Genomic DNA, 20,279 nt, shown 5'->3' with positions numbered 1-20,279 from the left:
CATGTCCGGAGCCGATCTCGACGACCTCGTCGCCCGGTACCTGGTGCCGGGGACCCCGCAGTGCCCGACGTACCGGGACGACACCGAGTGGCACCCGATCGTCGACGGGGTCGAGTACTTCGCCGAGCTGCGCGCGCTGTTCGACCGGGCCGGTCCGGGCGACACCGTCCTGATCACCGGGCTGAACCTGGAGCCGGGGATGGACCTCACCGGCGCCGAGCCCGGGACCGACGGCTACGAGTCCCTCGCCGACCGGCTGGCCCGGCTGGCGGAGTCCGGGGTGGACGTGCGGGTGCTGCTGACCGCGGCGGTGTTCTCCGGGTCGGTGCCCGGCGTGGCGATCGGCCCCTTCCGGGCGAACGCGTTCGCGGTGCGCGAGCTGCGCCGCCGCCCGGCGCTGCACGGCCGGGTGCTGCTGGACTGGTCCGGCTCCGGGATCGGCTGCCACCACCAGAAGGTGGTGCTGGCCCACGTCGGTGGCGAGCTGACCGCCTTCGTCGGTGGCCTGGACCTGTCCTCGGACCGCTACGACGCCGAGCCGCACGACCGGCTCTCGGTCGGCACCGAGCGCTGGGGCTGGCACGACGGCGCCGTCCGGCTCCGGGGGCCGGCGGCGGCCCGGGTCTGGGAGCTCTACCGGGGGCGCTGGGCCGAGACGGTGACGCTGCCGCCGCGCCGGTTCATGGTGACGCCGGTGACCTGGGCGGAGATGAACCCCGGGCCGTTCCCGCCCGCACTGGCGCCCGCCCCGCCCGCCCCGCCGCGGCCCGCGCCGGGCACCGCGGTGCAGGTCCTGCGGTCGCTGCGGCCGTGGAAGATCGACCACTTCGGGACGCTGTACCGGCGGCACTGGACGGTGCTGCCCCGCTACGGCGTGCAGGAGGTGTTCCACGCGCTCGCCGCCGCGATCCGCGCCGCGCGGCACTACATCTACCTGGAGGACCAGTACTTCTACGAGGTCCCCGGCGGGCGCCGCGCGTTCCGGCTCTACGGCCTGCTGCGCGAGGCCGCCGCCCGCGGGGTGCGGATCGTGCTGGTCTGCTCGGGGCGCAAGGACCCGGTCGAGGCCGGGGTCAACAAGCTGCGGCGCAAGGTCACCGGCGACGTCCAGCGCGACGTGATCGACAAGCTGGCGCCCGCCGACCGCGGCAACGTGATCATGCACCGGATCGAGGACCTCACGGTGCACACCAAGCTGATGCTGGTCGACGACGTCTTCGCCGCCGTCGGCTCGGCGAACTTCTTCTCCCGCTCCATGCGCGGCACCGACACCGAGCTGAACACCGCGCTGGTCACCAGCGGCGACACGGTGCGCGACCTGCGGGTCCGGCTGTGGGCCGAGCACCTGCGGACCGAGCTGACCGACGAGTTGCGGCCGTACCTGGAGGACCTGGACCTGGCGATCGGGATGTGGCGGCCGCAGTGGCTGCCGCCGGACGCCCCGGCGGGGACCTGGCGGGTGCCCGGCTATCCGGCCGGCTTCGCCCCGGCCGAACGCGTGCTGGTCCCGGTCGGGCCGTGGCCGGAGCCGTCGCCGAAACCGCTGCAACGCGCCGCGCGCGGCGCGGCCCGCGGTGCGGCGCGGGTGGCGGAGTCCGGGAAGCGGGCCGGACGGCGGCTGGGCTCGTCCTGATCCGCCGGGGTCGCTGACTCACCCTGCCGCCGCCTCTTCTTTCGGAGGTGTTGGCAGCACGCGCCGGACGGGGCGAGGATGTGGTCTCGATCGCACGATCACTGTCGAGGAGAACAACGTCGTGACCTCCCCCGCCGCCGGAACCCCGGTCGTCCCTTCGTACGCCTCCGGGACCTCGGACACCCCGCTGCTCGGCGACACGATCGGCGCCAACTTCGACCGCACCGCTGCCGCGTTCGGCGACAACGACGCGCTGGTCGAGGTGTCGACCGGCCGCCGCTGGACCTACGCCCAGCTGCGCGAGGACGTCGAGAAGCTCGCCGGCGGCCTGCTCGCGGCCGGTGTGGAGACCGGGGACCGGCTCGGCATCTGGGCGCCGAACATGGCCGAGTGGACCCTGGTCCAGTACGCCACCGCCAAGATCGGCGTCGTCCTGGTCAACATCAACCCGTCCTACCGGACCCACGAGCTGGAGTTCGTGCTCAAGCAGGCCGGGATCTCGACGCTGGTCGCGGCGAGTGCGTTCAAGACCTCGGACTACGAGGCGATGATCGGCGAGGTCCGCGGGAACTGCCCGGACCTGCAGCGCGTCGTGATCATCGGCTCGGCGGAGTGGGACGCACTGGCCGCGGGCGGGGCGGAGACGGACCGGGTGGCCGGGATCCAGGCCTCGCTCACCGCGGACGACCCGATCAACATCCAGTACACGTCCGGGACGACCGGGTTCCCCAAGGGCGCGACGCTGTCGCACCACAACATCCTCAACAACGGCTACTACGTCGGCCGGCTGTGCGGGTACACCGCCGACGACCGGGTCTGCATCCCGGTGCCCTTCTACCACTGCTTCGGCATGGTCATGGGCAACCTCGGCTGCACCACCAACGGCGCCACCATGGTCATCCCGGCCCAGGGCTTCGACCCGAAGGCGACGCTGAAGGCCGTCGAGCAGGAGCGCTGCACCTCGCTGTACGGCGTGCCGACGATGTTCATCGCCGAGCTCAACGACCCGGAGTTCGAGTCCTACGACCTGTCCAGCCTGCGTACCGGGATCATGGCCGGGTCGCCGTGCCCGGTCGAGGTGATGAAGCAGGTCGTCGAGCGGATGGGCATGGCCGAGGTGACGATCTGCTACGGCATGACCGAGACCTCTCCGGTCTCCACCCAGACCCGGGTGGACGACTCGCTGGACCTGCGGGTCTCCACGGTCGGCCGGGTGCACCCGCACCTGGAGATCAAGGTCGTCGACCCGGAGACCGGCAGGACGGTCCCGCGCGGCGAGCCCGGTGAGTTCTGCACCCGCGGCTACTCGGTGATGCTCGGCTACTGGAACCAGCCGGACAAGACCGCCGAGGTGATCGACCGGGCCCGCTGGATGCACACCGGCGACCTCGCCGTCATGGACGACGAGGGCTACGTCAACATCACCGGCCGGATCAAGGACATGGTGATCCGCGGCGGCGAGAACGTGTACCCGCGCGAGATCGAGGAGTTCCTCTACACCCACCCGGACGTCCTCGACGCCCAGGTCATCGGCGTCCCGGACCCCCGCTACGGCGAGGAGCTGTGCGCCTGGGTCATCCTGCGCGAGGGTGCCGCGGAGCTGACCGCGGAGTCGCTGCGCGAGTTCGCCACCGGCAAGCTCGCGCACTACAAGATCCCTCGCTACGTGCTGACGGTCGAGGAGTTCCCGATGACGGTCACCGGCAAGGTCCGCAAGATCGAGATGCGGGAGCGTTCGCTCGGGCTGCTCGGCCTCGACGACGCCGTCCGGAACGCCTGACCGCGACCGCTGTCACGCGGTACCATGGCGACGACGCGTCCGGGGCCTCCGGCTCTCCGGGCGCGTTTGTCGTGCACGGATGTTTGTCGTGCACGGATGGTCGGAACGACGAGCCAGTCGCAGCAGCACAGCAGCAGAAGCAGCGCAGGAATCGAGGAGCACGGTGCCCACCGGCAGGGTGAAGTGGTACGACGCGGAGAAGGGCTTCGGCTTCCTCTCCCAGGACGGCGGTGAGGACGTCTACGTGCGCAAGGCGGCCCTGCCGTCCGGCGTGGAGGCGCTCAAGTCCGGTCAGCGCGTCGAGTTCGGCATGGCCGAGGGCCGTCGGGGCCCCCAGGCACTGTCCGTGCGCGTGGTCGAGAAGCAGGCGTCCGCGGTGGAGAACACCCGGCGCCCCGCCGAGGAACTGCACGGCCTGATCGAGGACATGATGCGGCTGCTGGACAACAAGGTCCAGCCGGCGTTGCGGCACGGACGCTACCCCGACCGGAAGACGTGCAAGCTGGCCGCCGACGTGGTGCGCGCCGTCGCCCGGGACCTCGACGGCTGACCCGCCCGAAATGCCCGGGCCCGGCCGGGCGTTGACCCGGTCGTGCGCCTGTCGTTGCTGGACCGCTCGCGGACCCGGGCCGGGGAACCGGACTCGGCCGCGCTGCGGCACACCGTCGACCGGGCCCGGCGGGCGGAACGGCTCGGCTACCACCGGTTCTGGGTGGCCGAGCACCACGCCGTGCCCGGGATCGCCTCCGGCAGCCCGCCGGTGCTGATGGCGTCGGTCGCGGCGGCGACCGGCACCATCCGGGTCGGCTCCGGCGGCGTGATGCTGCCCAACCACCAGCCGCTGGTCGTCGCCGAGCAGGCCGCGATGCTCGACGCGCTCCATCCGGGGCGCATCGACCTGGGGATCGGGCGGACGCCGGGCTTCACCGCACCGGTCCGCCGGGCCCTGCGGGCAGGCGCGTCGGACGACGCGGCGTTCCGGGCCGCGATCGACGAGCTGCGCTCCCATCTCGAGGGCACCGCGCCGGTCACCGCCCGGCCCCGCCCCGACCGGCCGATCCCGCTGTTCCTGCTGGCCACCGGTGCGGGCCTGGACCTGGCCGGGGAGCTGGGGCTGCCGGCCGTGGTCGGCGGGCCGGTGCTCGACGACCGGGCCGCCCTCGACCGCTACCGCGCCCGCGCCGGGGACGCCGCGCGGCTGCTGGTGTCCGCCGACGTCCTGGTGGGCCACCCCGACCTGGCGCTGTCCGAGGCCTGGGCACTGGCCGCGGCCCGGACGACCGGTGCGTTCCCGCCGCTGGAACCACCGGACCCGGACCGGGCCCTGACCCGCCGTCAGCGCGAGATCGTGGCGGCGGCCCGCGCCCGCACCATCGCCGGCGACCCGGACACCGTCGCCGAGGGACTCGACGACCTGGTGGAGCGCACCGGGGCCGACGAGCTGCTGGTCACCGCGTCGACCTGGGACCGCGACGCCCTCGCCGACTCCGACGCGGCACTGGCCCGGCTGCTGCTGGGGGCCCCGGCCGTCCCGTGAGTCAGGGTTGCGGCTGCTCGCCGACCAGCACCCAGGTCGCGCGGACCGGGAACTGCAGCTGCTGGGTCTGCGGGTCGATCGCCGGGGCCGGGCCGAAGAGCTGCACCTGGGCGGTGACCAGCTGATCCGTCGGCTCGGGCAGGTTCAGCGTGAACTCGGTGCGCGAGTCCGCCGTGGCGATCTCGCTGCGCTGCTGGACCGGTTCCGGGTCGTCGCCGCGGGTGAACGCGTAGGCCACCTGCCAGGGGCCGGACGACACCTCCTCGGGCACCGCGATCCGGATCGGGGTGCCCGGCGCGACCGCGGCCGTGACCCGCGCGTTCGGGTCGTCGGTGCAGTCCTCCATCGCGTTGTCGCAGAACTGCGTCGGGGCAGCGGTCAGCGCGTTCCCGGCGATCTCGAAGGTGACCGTCGGTGGGGCGCTCGAGCACCCAGTGAGCAGGACGGCGGCCACGGCGAGCAACCCGGCGAGCGCCCGGGCGGACCGTCGGCGGCAGGTGATCACACCGCCAGCCTACGGACCCCGCCGGCCGGGTCAGCGCGCCGTGGGCGCCGGCGCGGGCGGTGCGGCGCGGGGCCCGAGGCCCGGGACCAGCGTCGCGCCCCGCCGGATCGCCCCCGCCTGCGCACCGAACACCGCGACCACACCGGCGACGATCACGAACCCGGTGCGGAACGTGTCGTGCGGCGCCAGCACGCCGATCGCGCCGCCCAGCACCCAGGCCAGCTGCAGCACCGTCTCCGAGCGCCCGAACGCCGACGCCCGGGCGTGCTCGGGCAGGTCCCGCTGGACCACCGCGTCCAGGCACACCTTCGCCAGGGCGCTCGCCGTGGACGCCACCAGCGCCGCGACCACGGCGGCCGGGACGCCGGGCAGCAGCGCCGCACCGGCCGCGGCCAGCAGGGCGGCCCCCGCGGCCGTCAGCACCACCGGTTCGACCGAGCCGAACCGGCTGCGGGCGCCGACGGCGTTGCCGAGGAACAGCCCCGCCCCGGCCGCGGCGCCGACCAGGCCGATCACGATCACCTGGCGGGCCGGGTCGCCGTCCGGGGCGTGCTCGGTGCCCGACTTCACCACGAACGCGACGAACAGCGTCAGGAAACCGGTCAGCACGCGGACCGCGCTGGTGCCCCACAACGCGACCAGCACCGACCGGGTGGCGGGGACCTTCGGCCGGGCCGACCCGCGGCGCGCCGCCGGTACCGCAGCCGGGACCTCGCCGGTCGTGGACTCGACCCACCGCGGGATGCGCAGGCACAGCACCGCGCCCACGAGGCCGAGCGCCGCCGTCCAGTACAGGGCGCCGGCGGAGCCGAAGGTCCACGCGGCACCCGCGGCCACCGCACCGGCGACCCCTCCCGCGGCCATGCCGAACGTCGTCAGCCGGGAGTTCGTGGTCGCCAGGGTGATCGACGACGGCAGCACCCGCGGGGTCACCGCGGCCTTGAGCACCAGGAACGACTTGCTCAGCACCATGATCCCGAGCGCCGCCGGGTACAGCAGCCAGGTGTCGAGCTGGAACACCAGGACCACGGCCAGGGCGCTGCGCCCGGCACAGGACACCGCCATCGCGATCCGCCTGCCCCGCTGCAGCCGGTCCAGCGCCGGACCGATGACCGGCGCGACCAGCGCGAACGGGGCGACGGTGATCGCCAGGTAGAGCGCGACGTTGGCCGTCGACTCCGCGGTCGCGGCCGCGAAGAACAGCGTGTTCGCCAGGGCGACGGCCACCGCGGCGTCGAGCGCGTAGGTGAGCATCGTGGCGTAGGTGAGCGCGGTGAGCCCCGAGCGGTCCGCACCGTCGGCCGTGGCGGCCCGCCGGAACAGCGCGACCGCCCGCCCGCTCAGCTCCCGGGTGCGGTGCACGGCCACCCGGGTGACGGTCAGCTTCCGCGGCCCCGGCTGTTCCGGCTGCTCCGTGTGCCCTGCCTGCCCTGACTGCCCAGCCTGCCCCGACTGCCCTGCCTGCCCGGTCCGCCCGGCCCGGTCCGGGGCGGGTTCCTCCCCGCTCACGGGCCGCTCGCGGCGCAGCGTCGCGTCCGAGGCGATCGGAGTGGTCCGTGCGCCCGGAGGGGTCGGCCGGGACCGCCCGGTGGGGTCGCCGCGGTGCGACGGCCCGGCCGCGCGGGTCCGGCGGCGCCGGAACGGGTTGCCTGCCACGGGTTCATTGTGCCGAGCGGGACCGACAGTTCCGAGGGCAACCGGCAGGGCCGAGGGCAACCGGCACAGCCGACCGACACAACCGAGGGGAGCGGGCAGCGCCGGAACCCGGTCAGGCCCCGGGCAGCCGTACCCGGTAGGTCGCGGGCCACAGCTTCCCGGTCAGCAGGTACTCGTCGCCGGTGACGTGCGCGATGCCGTTCAGCACGTCGGCACCCGATCGCCGGGCCGGGTCCAGCAGCCCCGCGGCGTCGACGACGAGGTCGACCACCCCGGTCGCCGGGTCGATCCGCACGATCCGGTCGGTCTGCCACACGTTCGCCCACACCCGGCCGCCGACGCACTCCAGCTCGTTCAGCTCGCTCAGCGGCTCGCCGTCCAGGGTGACCGCGACCGAGCCGGTCCCGGCCAGGTCGGCCGGCTCGTGGAAGTACAGCCGGTCGGTGCCGTCGGACCGCACGACCCGGCCCGGCGCGCTCCCGTCCCCGGAGCCGGTGTGGCAGAGCCCCCAGCCCTCGCCGTCGACCGGGACCTCGCGGCGCGGCCGCAGGGTCGCCCGGTCCCACTCGATCGCCACCCCGTCCTTCCACGTCAGCTGCCAGATCCGGTCGTCGAGGACCGTGATCCCCTCCCCGAAGTACGACGGCGGCAGCGGGGTCGCCGCCCGGACGGCCCCGGTCACCGGGTCCAGGGCGCGGATCTCGGACTCGCCGACCCGGCCGGTGCCCTCGTAGAGGGTGCCGTCGTGCAGCTCGAGGCCCTGGCTGAACGCGGCCGGGTCGTGCGGCAGCTCGGCGAGCACCTCCGGCCGGACCACGGGGACGTCACCGGTCCCGGACGCCGGTGCGGCGGTGCCACAGGCGGCCAGCACGACGGGGAGCAGGAGCAGCAGTGCGACGGGACGGCCTCGGGCGCGGGTGGGCACCGGCCCAGGATGCCCGGGGCCGGGTGGCACACTGGTGAGGTGACTGCTGGTGAGGAGACGGCCTCCACCGAGGGGCCCGCTGCGCCCGAGCCGCGCCCGGCACCGTCCCAGCTGTTCGACGCGGTGGAGACCGCACGCTCGGCCGCGGCCGACGAGGCCGCCGACGAGCTGGGCGGGTCCGCCGCCGTCGCCGCCGTGGGCGAGTACCTGGGCGCCACCGCCGAGGACGACGGCTCGGTCACCCATTCGTTCGCCGCCGAGCTGGCCGGCTACCGCGGCTGGCGCTGGGCGATCACGGTGGCCAGCGCGGGCGAGGACGCGCCGGTCACCGTCTCGGAGTCGGTGCTGCTGCCCGGGGCGACCGCGCTCGTCGCGCCCGACTGGGTGCCGTGGGACCAGCGGGTCCGGCCCGACGACTTCAAGCCGGGCGACCTGCTGCCGACCCCGGCCGACGACCCGCGCCTGGTCCCCGGCTACCTCGACTCCGGCGACCCGGCGGTCGACGAGCTCGCCCGCGAGGCCGGGCTGGGCCGCGAGCGCGTGCTCTCCGCCGAGGGTCGTCGCGCCGCCGCCGAGCGCTGGCAGCACGGCGAGCGCGGGCCCGCCGCCGACCTCGCCCGCTCCGCGCCGGCGTCCTGCGGGACCTGCGGGTTCCTGGTGCCGCTGGCCGGCGCGCTGCGCGGTGCGTTCGGGGTGTGTGCCAACGGCTCGGCCCCGGCGGACGGCCAGGTCGTCGCGGTCGGGTTCGGCTGCGGCGCGCACTCGTCGGTGGGCGAGCCGTCCGGATCCCCGGTGTACGTCTCCGCCCTGGTCTACGACGACGGCGTGGACCTCGAGCCGGTCGGCGCGGGGTCCTGAGCACCCCCGACCCCTTCGGCACCGCGGCGCTGCGCGAGGGCGTGCTCGCGGCGTGGTCGTCGTCGCCGACCCGGTTCCGGGAGGACGTCAACACCGAGGACGACCTGCGCGGCGGCGGCTACGCCGGCACCTGGGTCGTCGAGCTGCTGCAGAACGCGGCCGACGCCGCCGTCGCCGCAGGGGTGCCCGGCCGGGTGCACGCCCGCGTGCACGACGGCGAGCTGCGGATCGCGAACACCGGGGCGCCGCTGGACGCCGCCGGGGTCGCCGCCCTGGCCGCGCTGCGGGCCTCGGCGAAGCGGGACGCCGCCGGTGCGACGGGGCGGTTCGGCGTCGGCTTCGCGGCCGTGCCGGCCGTCAGCTCCGAACCCCGCCTGGTGACGGCCGCGGGTGCGGTCGCGTTCTCCGCGTCCCGGACGGCCGCCGAGGTGGCCGCGCTGGGCGGCGCGGCGGCCGAGGAGCTGGCCCGGGACCCGCGGGTACCGGTGCTGCGGCTGGTCTGGCCGGTCGAGGAGGAACCACCGCCCGCCGGATACGCGACCGAGGTGCGGCTGCGCCCGGACTCCGCCGACCCGCACGCCCTGCTCGACGAGCTCGCGCGCAGCTGTGGCGACCTGCTGCTCGCCCTGCCCGGGCTGGAACGGGTCACCGCCGGGGCGGACGTGATCACCCGCACCGACCTCGGCGGCGGCCGGGTCCGGATCGACGACACCGCGTGGCTCGTGGCGGGCGGCGCGGGGGTCCGCTGGGCGCTCCCTCACGAGAACGACCGTCCGGCCCCGTTCGCCGCCGACGCCGGGGAGGTGCTGCACGCCCCGACCCCGAGCGCCGAGCAGCTGTCGCTGCCGGCCCGGCTGATCGCGCCGTTCCCGCTCGACCCCGACCGGCGGCGGATCCGGCCCGACGACCCGGCCACCGCCGAGCTGGTCACCGCGGCCGCCCGGGCCTACGCCGAGCTGGTCCGGGCGGTCGCGCCGGAGCACCGCACGGCGCTGGTCCCGGAGCCGGCGTTCCCGCGGTCCCCGCTGGACGGGTGGCTGCGCGAGGCGATCGGCGCCGAGCTCGCCCGCACCGCCTGGCTGCCCGCGGGCACCGGCGGTGCGGACCTCGCCCCGGACCGCGCCGAGTGGCTCGACCTCGGCGGCGCGGCCGGTGACACCCACGGCCCCGACGGCACGGCCGGGCTCCCCGGGCTGCTCGCCGCGGCCGACCCGGCCTTCGAGCGGCTCGTCGCGTCCGGGGTCGTCCCACCGCCCGGGCTGGACGTCGGCCGGGTCGGCCCGGCCGACCTCGCCGAGCGGCTCACCGGCGTCGACGCCGACCCGTCCTGGTGGCGGCAGGTCTACGCCGCGCTGGCCCCGGCCGTCGACACCGTCCCGGGGCTGGCCGCCGAGCTCGGTGCGCTGCCCGTCCCGCTCGCCGACGGGCGCCTGGTCCCGGGGCCGGCGTCGGTGCTCGTCGCCGGCGAGGACGCCCCGCTGGTCCCGGAGCTGCGCTTCGCGCACCCGGACGCGGTGCACCCGCTGCTGCGCCGGCTCGGTGCCGCCGAGGCCGACGCCGGGACGCTGCTCGCCGAGCCCGCGCTGCACGAGGCCGTCGCCCGGTCCGTCGACGACGCCGAGGCCGGGCTGGACACCGTCCCGCTGGCCCGCGCCGTGCTGGCGCTGCTCGACGCCCCCTCGGCGGCACCGGACAACCGCTTCGGGGCACTCGCCCTCACCGACGAGGAGGGCAGGCCGGCCCGGGCCGACGAGCTCGTCCTGCCCACCGCGGCCGTGCGCGGGCTCCTCGACCCGGACGCGCCGGTCGGGGTCCTGGGTGCCGAGTGGCGCGATGCCGGGACCGACGCCCTGGTCGCGGCCGGGGTGCTGGACCGGTTCACCGTCGTGGCGTTCGACCCCCGGGTGCTGCACGACGGTGACGTCTACGAGAGCGGTCTCGACACGCTCGACGAGAGCCCGGCCGTCCGCGACCTCGACCTCGTCGACGACGACCGGTGGCCGGAGGCGCTGGCCCTGCTGGCGGCGGACCGGGAGACCCGGGCCGCGATGCTCACCGGCTACACCGCGTGGTGGCTCGGGCGGAATGTGCGCATCGGCGGCCGGCTGCCGTCGACCTGGCGGCTGCGGTCGGCGTCGTCGCTGGCCGGGCTGTACGACCCGGTCCCGGACCTGGCCGGTGTCGACGAGACCGTGCTCGCCGCGATCGGGGTGCGCGCGGGGATCGAGCTGAGCGGGCCGGACGAGGCCGTGGAACTGCTCGACCGGCTCGCCGACCCGGACCGCCCGGTGACCGGGGACGTCGCCGGAGCCGCGCACACCGCGCTCGCCGCCGCCTGCACCGGCGGGGTGCTGAGCCTCGACGACCTGGACCCGCCCGGGCACGTCCGGGTGCTGACCGGTGCGGTCGCGCCGGCCGACCACGCCGTCGTCCTCGACGCGCCGTGGGTGCTGCCCGCGCTCGGCGACACCCCCGCCGTCCCGGGCGGGGACGACCCGGACACCGTCGCCGAGCTCCTCGACCTCCCGCTCGCGTCCGACCGGGTCACCGGAACGGTCCGCGGCGGCGGCCGGACCGTGATGTGGACCACACTTCCGGAGGTGGTGCTGGCCTGCCGTGCGGTCGGTGCCGCACCCCCGCAGGGCGCGCTGCAGGTGCACGACGAGCTGGTCGTCGACCTCGACGGCGGCGGGTCCGTCACCGTCGCGGCCTGGCCGGGCACCGACGGTGCCTGGCACGCGGCGGACCCGCTGCGGGCGCTGGTGGCCGCACTGGCCGCCGAGCGGCGTGCCAGGATGATCCCGTGACATCCGACGGCTCGATCGGGCTGCCGCGCCGGGTCGCAGTGCTCTCCGTGCACACGTCCCCCACCGAGCAGCCCGGCACCGGCGACGCCGGCGGCATGAACGTCTACGTCGCCCAGACCGCGATCAGGATGGCCCGCCGCGGCGTCGAGGTCGAGATCTTCACCCGCGCCACGTCGTCGGACCAGCCCCCCTCGGTGGAGCTCGCACCGGGGGCGACCGTGCGGTTCGTGGCGGCCGGCCCGTTCGAGGGCCTCGGCAAGCACGACCTGCCCAGCCAGCTGTGCGCGTTCACCGCCGGTGTCCTGCGGGCGGAGGCCCGGCACGACCCCGGCTGGTACGACGTCGTCCACTCGCACTACTGGCTCTCCGGCCAGGTCGGGTGGCTGGCCCGGGACCGCTGGGGGGTGCCGCTGGTGCACACCGCGCACACCCTGGCCCGGGTCAAGAACGCCGCGCTCGCTGCAGGGGACACCCCGGAACCGCGGGTACGGGTGATCGGCGAGGACCAGGTCGTCGCCGAGGCGGACCGGCTCGTCGCGAACACCGAGATCGAGTCGAAGCAGCTGATCGACCTCTACGACGCGGACCCGCGCCGCACCGTCACGATCCCGCCCGGGGTCGACACCGACCGGTTCCGGCCGGGCGACCGGGCGGCCGCACGCGCCACGCTGGGCCTGCGGCCCGACTCGGTCGTGCTGGCGTTCGTCGGGCGGATCCAGCGGCTCAAGGCCCCGGACGTGCTGCTGCGCGCCGCCGCCGAGCTGCTCACCCGGGCACCGTCGCTGCGTGACCGGCTGGTGGTGCTGGTCGCGGGTGGCCCGTCCGGGTCCGGGCTGGCCGAACCGACGTCGCTGCAGGAGCTGGCCGCCGAGCTCGGGATCACCGACGTCGTCCGGTTCCTGCCGCCGCGCGGCGGCGACGAGCTGGTGACGGTCTACCGGGCGGCCGACGTCGTCGCAGTCCCCAGCCACAACGAGTCGTTCGGCCTGGTCGCGCTGGAGGCGCAGGCCTGCGGGACGCCGGTCGTCGCGACCCGGGTGGGTGGGCTGCCGGTCGCGGTCGCGGAGGGCCGGTCCGGGCTGCTGGTGACCGGGCACGACATCTCCGACTGGGCCGACGCGCTCGGGGAGCTGGCGCTGGACCCGGACCGCCGCGAGCGGATGGCCGCGGTCGCCGCGACGCACGCCCACCACTTCTCCTGGGACCGCAGCACCGACGCCCTGCTGGGCGCCTACGACGAGGCCCGGGCCGAGTTCCGCGCCCGGGTGCAGGGGTGAGGACATGAGCGAGCACGGCACTGATCCGGAGAGCCTGGACACCGTCGTCGGCGGCGCGCTCCGTGACGCCGGGGTCGAGCACGTGCACCGCGGGCCGGGCCAGTGGCTGGTGACGCTGCCGGGGGAGGCCCGGCTGCAGACCCAGACCTGGCTGCTCGTGCGCGAGCAGACGATGGGCGTGCAGGCCTTCGTCTGCCGCAAGCCCGACGAGAACCTCGAGGGCGTCTACCGGTTCATGCTGCTGCGCAACGCCAAGCTCTACGGCGTGCACTACTGCCTGGACCGCGTCGGCGACATCCACCTGGTCGGGCGGGTGCCGCTGCACGCGATCACCGCCGACGAGATCGACCGGCTGCTCGGGCAGGTGCTCCAGGCCGCCGACGGCGACTTCAACACCTTCCTCGAGCTCGGGTTCGCCTCCTCGATCCGCCGCGAGCACGCCTGGCGGACCTCGCACGGCGAGTCCACGGCGAACCTGCAGGCGTTCGAGCACCTCTTCTCGTGACCCGCGAGTAACTTCTCCCCCCGTGGGCGGGCGCCGCCCGTCGGGGTGGGCATAGCATGACGGCGACACCGCGGGTGGTCCCCGCCGCCCCGCCCCCCGATGGCCCCTCGCGAAGGAGCGACGCCTTGTCGATGCGCAGCCCGTACCCCGACGTCGACATCCCCGACGTCTCGCTGACCGAGTTCCTGTTCGCCGACGGGTTCGGCGACCGCGCGGACGCGCCCGCGCTCGTGGACGGGACGACCGGTGACCAGCTGACCTACGCCGAACTCCACGGCCTGATCGAGAAGATCGCCGGTGGGCTGGCCGCACGCGGGATCGGCAAGGGTGACGTCGTCGCCCTGTTCGCACCGAACCTGCCGCAGTGGGCGGCGCTGTTCCACGGCATCCTGCGCGCCAACGGCATCGTGACCAGCGCGAACTCGATGTACACGGCGGGCGAGCTGGCCCACCAGCTCACCGACTCCGGCGCGAAGATGCTCATCACCGTCTCGCCGTTCCTGGACCGTGCCGTGCCCGGCGCGAAGGAGGCGGGGCTGTCCGAGGACGTGGTGCTGACCATCGACCGGACCGAGGGCCACGACTCGCTCGCCGACCTCGTCGCCTCCGGTGCGCCCGCCCCCGAGCGCACGACGACGGCGACCGACACCGCGGTGCTGCCCTACTCGTCGGGGACCACCGGCCTGGCCAAGGGTGTGGTCCTCACCCACCGCAACCTCGTCGCGAACCTCTGCCAGATCGCGCCGATGGGCGACGTGACGTCCGAGACGAAGATCATGGCGTTCCTGCCGTTCTTCCACATCTACGGCATGACCGTGATGATGAACCAGGGCCTGCACCAGCGCGCCACCGTCGTCACGATGCCGAAGTTCGACCTCGAGCAGTTCCTGACGATCACCCAGGACCTGCGGGTCGACCGGCTCTACATCGCCCCGCCGGTCGCGGTGGCGCTGGCCAAGCACCCGATCGTCGACCAGTACGACCTGTCCTGCATCGACGTCATCTTCTCCGGTGCCGCCCCGCTGGACGGCGAGCTCGGCCGGGCCGTGGCGAAGCGGCTGAACTGCACCGTGCTGCAGGGCTACGGGATGACCGAGTCGTCCCCGGTCAGCCACTGCATGCCCGACGACCGCGGCGACCTCGACCTCAACTCGTCCGGCTTCGCGCTGCCCAACATCGAGTGCAAGCTGGTCGACCCGGAGACCGGCCGGGAGGTCGGCGTCGGTGAGCGCGGCGAGCTGTGGATGAGGGGCCCGAACATCATGGTCGGGTACCTGAACAACTCCGACGCCACCGACGCCACCAAGGACGCCGAGGGCTACCTGCACACCGGGGACATCGCCGTCGTCGACGACGAGGGCGTCTACTCGATCGTCGACCGGGTCAAGGAACTGATCAAGTACAAGGGCTACCAGGTGCCGCCGGCCGAGCTGGAGGCGCTGCTGCTCACCCACGACAAGGTCGCCGACGTCGCGGTGATCGGGGTGCGCGACGCCGACGGCGAGGAGGTCCCGAAGGCGTTCGTGGTCAAGCAGGCCGCGGGCCAGGACCTGACCGAGGACGAGGTCATGGCCTTCGTGACCGAGCGGGTCGCACCGCACAAGAAGGTGCGCGTGGTCGAGTTCATCGAGCAGATCCCGAAGTCGGCCTCGGGCAAGATCCTGCGCAAGGACCTGCGGGCCCAGGAGAACGCCACGGCCTGACCCACACGACCGGCCGGGACGGCGTCGTGAACTGCTGAAACGCGGGGACGGCGCCGTCTTGTCGTCTGTGGGGGTGCGGGGCGGTACGGGGTCGTGCGGCAGTGTCCACGGGACATGTACGGAACGATCACGGGCGCTCGCCTCCACTGTGGATGCTGGGAGATCATGAGTCGAGCAGCCCCGAGATCCGGTCGTTGTAGGTGTCCTGCTGATCGGCGAGACACTTGGCGTAGACCGTGAGCAGCACCTTGACCGAGTTGCCCGCCCGGGCGGCGACCTCGGTGGGCGGGACCCCGGCGGCGAGCCAGCTGGACAGCGCGGCGTGTCGCAGGTCGTAGGGGCGGCGTGCGAGCGGGGACGCCTCCTGCACGGGGCTCAGACCGATGGCCCGGGCGTCGGCCCAGATCCGGGAGTACACCGACCACGGGATGCTCCCGCCGCTCTCGGTGGCCACGAACAGGCGGCCGTCCGGCGCCGGTGGGAACTCCGCGATGTGGTCACGGAGGATCGTCACAAGGTCCGGCGGGATCGGGACCGGGCGGACCTCCTCGGCGCTTCGGCGTTTCAGCGGGCGGTCCTGGTGCCGGGCACCGGGCGGGGCGTAGTAGGAGGCACTGACCTCGGTGCGCGATCCGACGAGCAAGAGCCGACCCCAGCCGTCGGGCGGGAGGTCGAGGTCGGTCGTCCGGAGGTTCTGTGCCTCGCCGGGGCGCAGGCCGCCGTAGTAGAGGCAGGCGAAGAACGCGTGCAGGCGGGCGCCACGGTTCCGATCGCGCCGGCGTCGGCCCTGCACGTAGGTGACGGCCGCGAGGAGCTGCCGGGCCTGGGCCGGGTTGACCACGACGCGCGGGTCCACGACCTGCGGGCCGGTGTGTCGGGCGAGGTGTCGACGGCCGGTGAGCGGGTTCGTGTCGGTCCAGCCTGAGGCGCGGGCGAACTCCACGGCCCGGTGCAGGACGGCCCGGCGCTTGTCCCACGTCGCCGTGGTCACGGAGCGGCCGGTGACCGATTTTCCGAGCCCGAGCAACAGCTCCGATGCGGCGATCTCGTCAGCCAGTTCGTTGATCGGTCGGGACGCTCGGGCAAGCCAGGTCGCAACGGCCCGATCCGCAGGGGATAGCTCGATCCGTCGTTGCGGGACGGGGAGCAGCCGGGTCGACAACAGACGTTGCGCAACTTCACGATCCGGGACGTGGTCGAGTTGCCGAACGAACAGCGGGACGGCGGCGGCGAGATTCGTGACGGCGCCCTTACGGGTGTTGGGCGGGGCGTCGCTCGTCCACAGCCAGTCCACGTATGCCGTCGCGACCTCCAGCAGAGTGCGGGAGTTGCGCTGCCGGGCCAGCGACACCGGGAGACCACTGGCGATCTCGAACGCCTCTCCGGCCCGCTGAGCCCGCAGGAGGTCCGAGCGGAACGACTCGGCGAGACGCTTGGTGGCGTACCACTCCGAGTGTTCACGATTGTCGGTCTTCCACCGGACCCCGTAGCGACGTCGACCTGCATGCCTGACGACAGCCCAGATGTTGACCCGGTAGGTAGCCGTCATGCGGCCCGCCCATGCTCACGCAGACCCTCCAACCAGTCGAGCAGATCACCCCTCCGAACTCGGAGGTGGCCGTTCGGGAGCCGGAAACAGGGCGGCGCGGCCTTCTTCTCCCGCCACTCGTAGAACGTGTCCCGCGAGACTCCACCGAGCAGTTCGAGAACCTGGCGAACGCTGAGCAGTTCGTCGCGGTCGATCTTCTGCATCATGCCGCTGCTCCCTCGGTTGCCGAACGGTCGTCGGGTGGCGCGTCGCTGGTGGCAAGGACGGCGGCGTCGTAGTCGGCGCGCCATCGGGAGCGTTGGTTGATCGCGTGCAGCAGCAACACCGTGCGGGGCGGCACGTCGGTGTCCCCGGGTGCGGTGGTTTCCCAGGTGAACGGGCCGTCGTCGACGGCGTAGGCAGGCTTGACCCCGGCCCGGCCGAGGAGTTGCCGAACGAACGCTGTCCGCTCGGCCCGGTGGTCGCTCAGGGACTTGTTGGACCACTTGCGGGAGACCAGGACGCGGCGGCCGGCGATGCCGAGGTGTTCGGGCTTGTGTGCTTTGCCCTTGCAATGCCCGGGCACCGTGCCGGGTCGGACGCCCTTGGGTTCGATCCCGTAGAGCAGCCAGATCGGGCACCGGGGCGAGCACGGCGTGACGGCCAGTTCGGCGGCCAGGCGGCGGGCGTGCTCGCGTTGGCGGGTGGTGGCGGTGTCGTTGAGGCCGGCGGCCTGTCCGACGGACTTGGTGAGGTATTTGGTCAGGTAGCCGATATGTCGTCCGGCTTCTTCGGTGCCGCCGAGGATGCCCTTGACGTGGACCTGTGGCCCGAACACCACCGTGTGCGCGGGCGTGGTCAGGGTGTCGGGGTCGGTGGCCTCGTCCCACGTCAGCAGCGGCGCGCGAGTCTCCGGGTCGACGAACGCCTTGTGGCGGTTGTCCCACCGCGGCAGCACATCGCCGCTGTAGACGATCTCGTCGTGGGGCGGCCACCACACCTGGTGATACGTCGCCGCCGTGATCGCCCGCAGCTCCGAGCGGGGGATCGTGCCGCGGATGGCGGCGTGGAAGTGCGGCGCCCCGCGCTTCTGCGGTTCGACGGTGCCAAAGTACTGCACGTCCCAGCCGACACAGCGGCGGGCGTTCTGCCAGAACCGGTCCAGCAGCTTCGGGAAGTGGATCGCGTCCCGGGCCGCGCGCCGGTAGTCGTACGAGTCCGGATCGATCGCGGCGCCGTGCTTGTCCACTCGCCCGTAGGTGTCGAGGGTGAGCGTGAGGAAGGTCGAGGGCCGGTACTTCCCGCCGAACACGCGCCCCACGGTGCGGTCCTCCACCGGCCGGCGGGGCAGGTTCGGCGCGTCCTGCCGACGCCGGGTCGAGCGGCGCACGGTCTGCGGCCCGGGATCGAGCGGGGCGAGCCGCCCCCGGACACCGAGAGCGCGTAACTCCTGGTCGATCTCGATGACGGTCTCGCGGATCTCGTCGCAGGCTTCCTCGTCGCCGGTGGTGCGGGCGTCGGTGTAGGCAGCGTGCAGGTCGGCCCGGGTGGCCATGAGGTCGTTCTGGGCGCCGGTCGGGTCCGCGGGCTTGCTGATCGGTTCGTCCTCGAGGTGCCAGCCCTCCCGGCACTGCACCATCCGCAGCCGACGGGCCTTGTCCGCACACGGGCGGCACTGGTCATCCCGCGTCGAGCCGCACGGCACGGGGACGACGTCGACGCGGCCGCTGCTCTGGTCGATCCGGCGCATCGCCAGCGGCCGGACACAGACGCCGTGATCTTCGGCGAGCTGGGTGGCGACGTCGTTGGACAGCGCGAGCATGGCTTTCTGGGCGCGGGTGAGCTGGTCCTGGTCGATCGGCTCGGCTGTGGTCTCCGGGTTGATCATGCGGCACCTCCGGCGGCGTGCTGGTCGGTGTCGGGTCGGAAGGGCAGCACCGGCGCCGACGGTCGGGCCGGGTCGGGGGTGGTGGTGACGAACTGCTCCAGGGCTTTGATGGCGTTGTCGGGGACCCAGGCGGCGCGGATGCGGAGGGGTTCGCGGATGCCTTCGCCGAACAGGTAGCCGACGCCGGGCTCGGACTCGCCGATGCGGTTCGCCCAGGCACCCCTGTCGTAGGCCTGGTCGCCCAGGACCATGCCGACGTGGCTCTTGCTGGCCACGCGTAGGCAGATGCGGCGGGGGAACAGTTCCCGGACGGGGACGGTCTCCTTTGTGGGTTCCTGGACGTAGCCGCGGACCGCGTACCCGAGTGCGCGGCCTTGGGTGGTGAGCAGGGCGATGCGTTCGGTGATGGCTTCGCGGGTTTTGCGGTCGCCGACGTAGCGGATCAGGGCGCCGATCTCGTCGAACTCCACCAGCTCCAGCGGTGTGTCCTTCGTGATCGGGACCAGGCGCACGCTGCCGGCGTGTTCGCGTTTGCGGGCCTCCATGCCGTCGATGAGCTCGTCGAGCAGTTCGAGGGCGTCTTTGGAGGTGACGGCGTAGCGGTGGAACAGGCGGCGCCCGTAGGCCAGCTCCATGCCCTTTGGGTCGATCCCGTTCACGCGCACCAGGCGGTCGCGGATCGCGGGTGCGATCGCCATGAGCGGTGCCCACATCAGTGAGCCCTTCCCGGCGCCGGTGGCGCCGCCGACGAGGGTGTGGCTGCCGCGCAGGGACTGGCGCCACTCGGTGCCGTACTCGGTGGCCCCGGACACGACCCGGTCCAGATCCACGGCGTCGCCGGTGAGGCCGGTCATCGCAGCGAGGTCGGGAGCAGCAACCACACCGGAGAGTAGGTTGCGGCGTTGGAAGTCGATGGACACTTCGTTGGGTGCCAGTTCGCGGACCTGGCAGCGGTTGACCCCGCGGGCCACCGCCAGGGTGCGGGCGGCGGCGTCGAAATCCTCCGGGGTCTGCCCGGGCACGAGCCGGACCTTGACTGCGTCCCAAGACGGGCCCGAGCGGACGCCAAGGATGCGCGGGATCTGGTCGCGGCGGGTGCGGGCCCGGGGTGCGGTGGCGGTGCGGCGCAGCGGGTTGACCTGGATGACCGTGGCCCCGGCTCGGTCGGGGACTGTCAGGTCGCAGGATCGCAGCCAGCGTGGCATCCGGAGCGCGTAGACGGTCCAGCGTTGCCACCAGGAGCGCAGGTGTCTCCCGGCGCGAGTGTCGAACGAGGGCAGCGACACCAGCCGCCACACCCCGAGCACCACGGCCACGACCGCGGCCGTCAGGAGCAGCGAGGGCCAGCCCCACCACCAGCACCAGGCCGCGGCTCCGGTGGTGGTGAGGGTGGTGCGCCAGTGGCGGAGCATCCAGCCGGCGGCGATGTAGGCGCCTTTGATCAGGAACCAGGCCGCGACGAACACGACCGCGACCGTGGCGAGAGCCTCCAGGACGCGGGCGAGGTAGTGCCCAACCTGGTGCAGCAGGTAGAGCCCGACGGCGGTGCCGCCGCCGAGGAGGACGAGGGTTCCGGTGGTGGTCATCGACGGCCTCCCTTCCGGCGCGGGGTGCGGACGGTGGTGAGTGGGACCAGGGCGAGCTGGTCGAGGTGATCGCCGCAGCGGCGACGTCGTG

General features: G+C 73.9%; 16 protein-coding genes. 9 read left to right on the top strand and 7 right to left on the bottom strand.

All coding sequences use genetic code 11. The annotated features are described in order from the left end of the window. Position 1 precedes the first annotated feature (1 nt). The 4 genes from BM093_RS01085 to BM093_RS01070 all read left to right on the top strand — a co-directional run bounded on the left by BM093_RS01085 (position 2) and on the right by BM093_RS01070 (position 4,950). Positions 2 to 1,633: a phospholipase D-like domain-containing protein gene (locus tag BM093_RS01085; protein ID WP_093335782.1), complete on the top strand. Its 1,632-nt coding sequence runs from the start codon at positions 2 to 4 to the stop codon at positions 1,631 to 1,633. A gap of 121 nt (positions 1,634 to 1,754) precedes the next feature. Beyond that, complete coding sequence (locus tag BM093_RS01080; protein WP_093335779.1) at positions 1,755 to 3,413, top strand: AMP-binding protein; 1,659 nt, start codon at positions 1,755 to 1,757, stop codon at positions 3,411 to 3,413. A gap of 163 nt (positions 3,414 to 3,576) precedes the next feature. Beyond that, positions 3,577 to 3,963, top strand: coding sequence for a cold-shock protein (locus BM093_RS01075; RefSeq protein ID WP_093335776.1), 387 nt, complete (start codon positions 3,577 to 3,579; stop codon positions 3,961 to 3,963). 42 nt (positions 3,964 to 4,005) lie between these two features. Further along, on the top strand, positions 4,006 to 4,950 hold the full coding sequence (locus BM093_RS01070) for an MsnO8 family LLM class oxidoreductase (protein WP_093335773.1): 945 nt from the start codon (positions 4,006 to 4,008) through the stop codon (positions 4,948 to 4,950). 1 nt (position 4,951) lies between these two features. Here the strand turns inward: BM093_RS01070 and BM093_RS01065 are convergent, their stop codons facing one another. The 3 genes from BM093_RS01065 to BM093_RS01055 all read right to left on the bottom strand — a co-directional run bounded on the left by BM093_RS01065 (position 4,952) and on the right by BM093_RS01055 (position 8,036). Then, positions 4,952 to 5,455 (bottom strand): DUF2771 family protein, encoded by a 504-nt coding sequence (locus BM093_RS01065; RefSeq protein WP_093335770.1) that lies wholly within the window; start codon positions 5,453 to 5,455, stop codon positions 4,952 to 4,954. A 30-nt stretch (positions 5,456 to 5,485) separates the two neighbouring features. Beyond that, the gene (locus tag BM093_RS01060; protein ID WP_245773217.1) at positions 5,486 to 6,823 is read right to left on the bottom strand and encodes an MFS transporter; all 1,338 of its coding nucleotides are present in this window, start codon (positions 6,821 to 6,823) and stop codon (positions 5,486 to 5,488) included. A 400-nt stretch (positions 6,824 to 7,223) separates the two neighbouring features. Next, complete coding sequence (locus BM093_RS01055) at positions 7,224 to 8,036, bottom strand: glutaminyl-peptide cyclotransferase (RefSeq protein ID WP_093335764.1); 813 nt, start codon at positions 8,034 to 8,036, stop codon at positions 7,224 to 7,226. 39 nt (positions 8,037 to 8,075) lie between these two features. Here BM093_RS01055 and BM093_RS01050 point away from each other — a divergent pair, with 39 nt between their 5' ends. The 5 genes from BM093_RS01050 (at position 8,076) to BM093_RS01030 (ending at position 15,186) form a co-directional block, all read left to right on the top strand. Beyond that, positions 8,076 to 8,894 (top strand): DUF3027 domain-containing protein, encoded by an 819-nt coding sequence (locus BM093_RS01050; RefSeq protein ID WP_245773216.1) that lies wholly within the window; start codon positions 8,076 to 8,078, stop codon positions 8,892 to 8,894. A 41-nt stretch (positions 8,895 to 8,935) separates the two neighbouring features. Then, a complete protein-coding gene (locus BM093_RS01045) occupies positions 8,936 to 11,701 on the top strand; it encodes a sacsin N-terminal ATP-binding-like domain-containing protein (protein ID WP_093335758.1) in 2,766 nt (921 codons plus the stop codon). Then, a complete protein-coding gene (mshA, locus tag BM093_RS01040) occupies positions 11,698 to 12,978 on the top strand; it encodes a D-inositol-3-phosphate glycosyltransferase (RefSeq protein ID WP_093335755.1) in 1,281 nt (426 codons plus the stop codon). The genes BM093_RS01045 and mshA overlap by 4 nt, the downstream gene beginning before the upstream one ends. 4 nt (positions 12,979 to 12,982) lie before the next feature. Then, positions 12,983 to 13,483: a type III secretion system chaperone family protein gene (locus tag BM093_RS01035; RefSeq protein ID WP_093335753.1), complete on the top strand. Its 501-nt coding sequence runs from the start codon at positions 12,983 to 12,985 to the stop codon at positions 13,481 to 13,483. Positions 13,484 to 13,614: 131 nt separating this feature from the next. Continuing rightward, entirely contained in the window at positions 13,615 to 15,186 is a 1,572-nt protein-coding gene (locus tag BM093_RS01030; protein WP_218162613.1) for an AMP-binding protein, read from the top strand. A gap of 163 nt (positions 15,187 to 15,349) precedes the next feature. On the opposite strand, the gene BM093_RS01025 is transcribed toward BM093_RS01030, so the two are convergent. The 4 genes from BM093_RS01025 to BM093_RS01010 are packed head-to-tail and all read right to left on the bottom strand — an operon-like array spanning position 15,350 to position 20,188. Continuing rightward, positions 15,350 to 16,735: a tyrosine-type recombinase/integrase gene (locus BM093_RS01025; RefSeq protein ID WP_093335747.1), complete on the bottom strand. Its 1,386-nt coding sequence runs from the start codon at positions 16,733 to 16,735 to the stop codon at positions 15,350 to 15,352. Next, entirely contained in the window at positions 16,732 to 16,941 is a 210-nt protein-coding gene (locus tag BM093_RS01020) for a helix-turn-helix transcriptional regulator (protein WP_093335744.1), read from the bottom strand. Before BM093_RS01020 ends, BM093_RS01025 begins: the two co-directional genes overlap by 4 nt. Beyond that, on the bottom strand, positions 16,938 to 18,602 hold the full coding sequence (locus BM093_RS01015; RefSeq protein ID WP_093335742.1) for a replication initiator: 1,665 nt from the start codon (positions 18,600 to 18,602) through the stop codon (positions 16,938 to 16,940). The genes BM093_RS01020 and BM093_RS01015 overlap by 4 nt, the downstream gene beginning before the upstream one ends. Further along, positions 18,599 to 20,188 carry an FtsK/SpoIIIE domain-containing protein gene (locus tag BM093_RS01010; RefSeq protein ID WP_093335739.1) on the bottom strand — a complete coding sequence of 530 codons (1,590 nt, stop codon included), beginning with the start codon at positions 20,186 to 20,188 and terminating at the stop codon, positions 18,599 to 18,601. The genes BM093_RS01015 and BM093_RS01010 overlap by 4 nt, the downstream gene beginning before the upstream one ends. Between the last annotated feature and the right edge of the window lie 91 nt (positions 20,189 to 20,279).

The sequence above is a fragment of the Pseudonocardia ammonioxydans genome, assembly GCF_900115005.1.
Classification (GTDB): domain Bacteria; phylum Actinomycetota; class Actinomycetes; order Mycobacteriales; family Pseudonocardiaceae; genus Pseudonocardia; species Pseudonocardia ammonioxydans.
The sequence above is the reverse complement of the archived record's forward strand: the minus strand, read 5'-3'. Positions and strand labels throughout refer to the sequence as shown.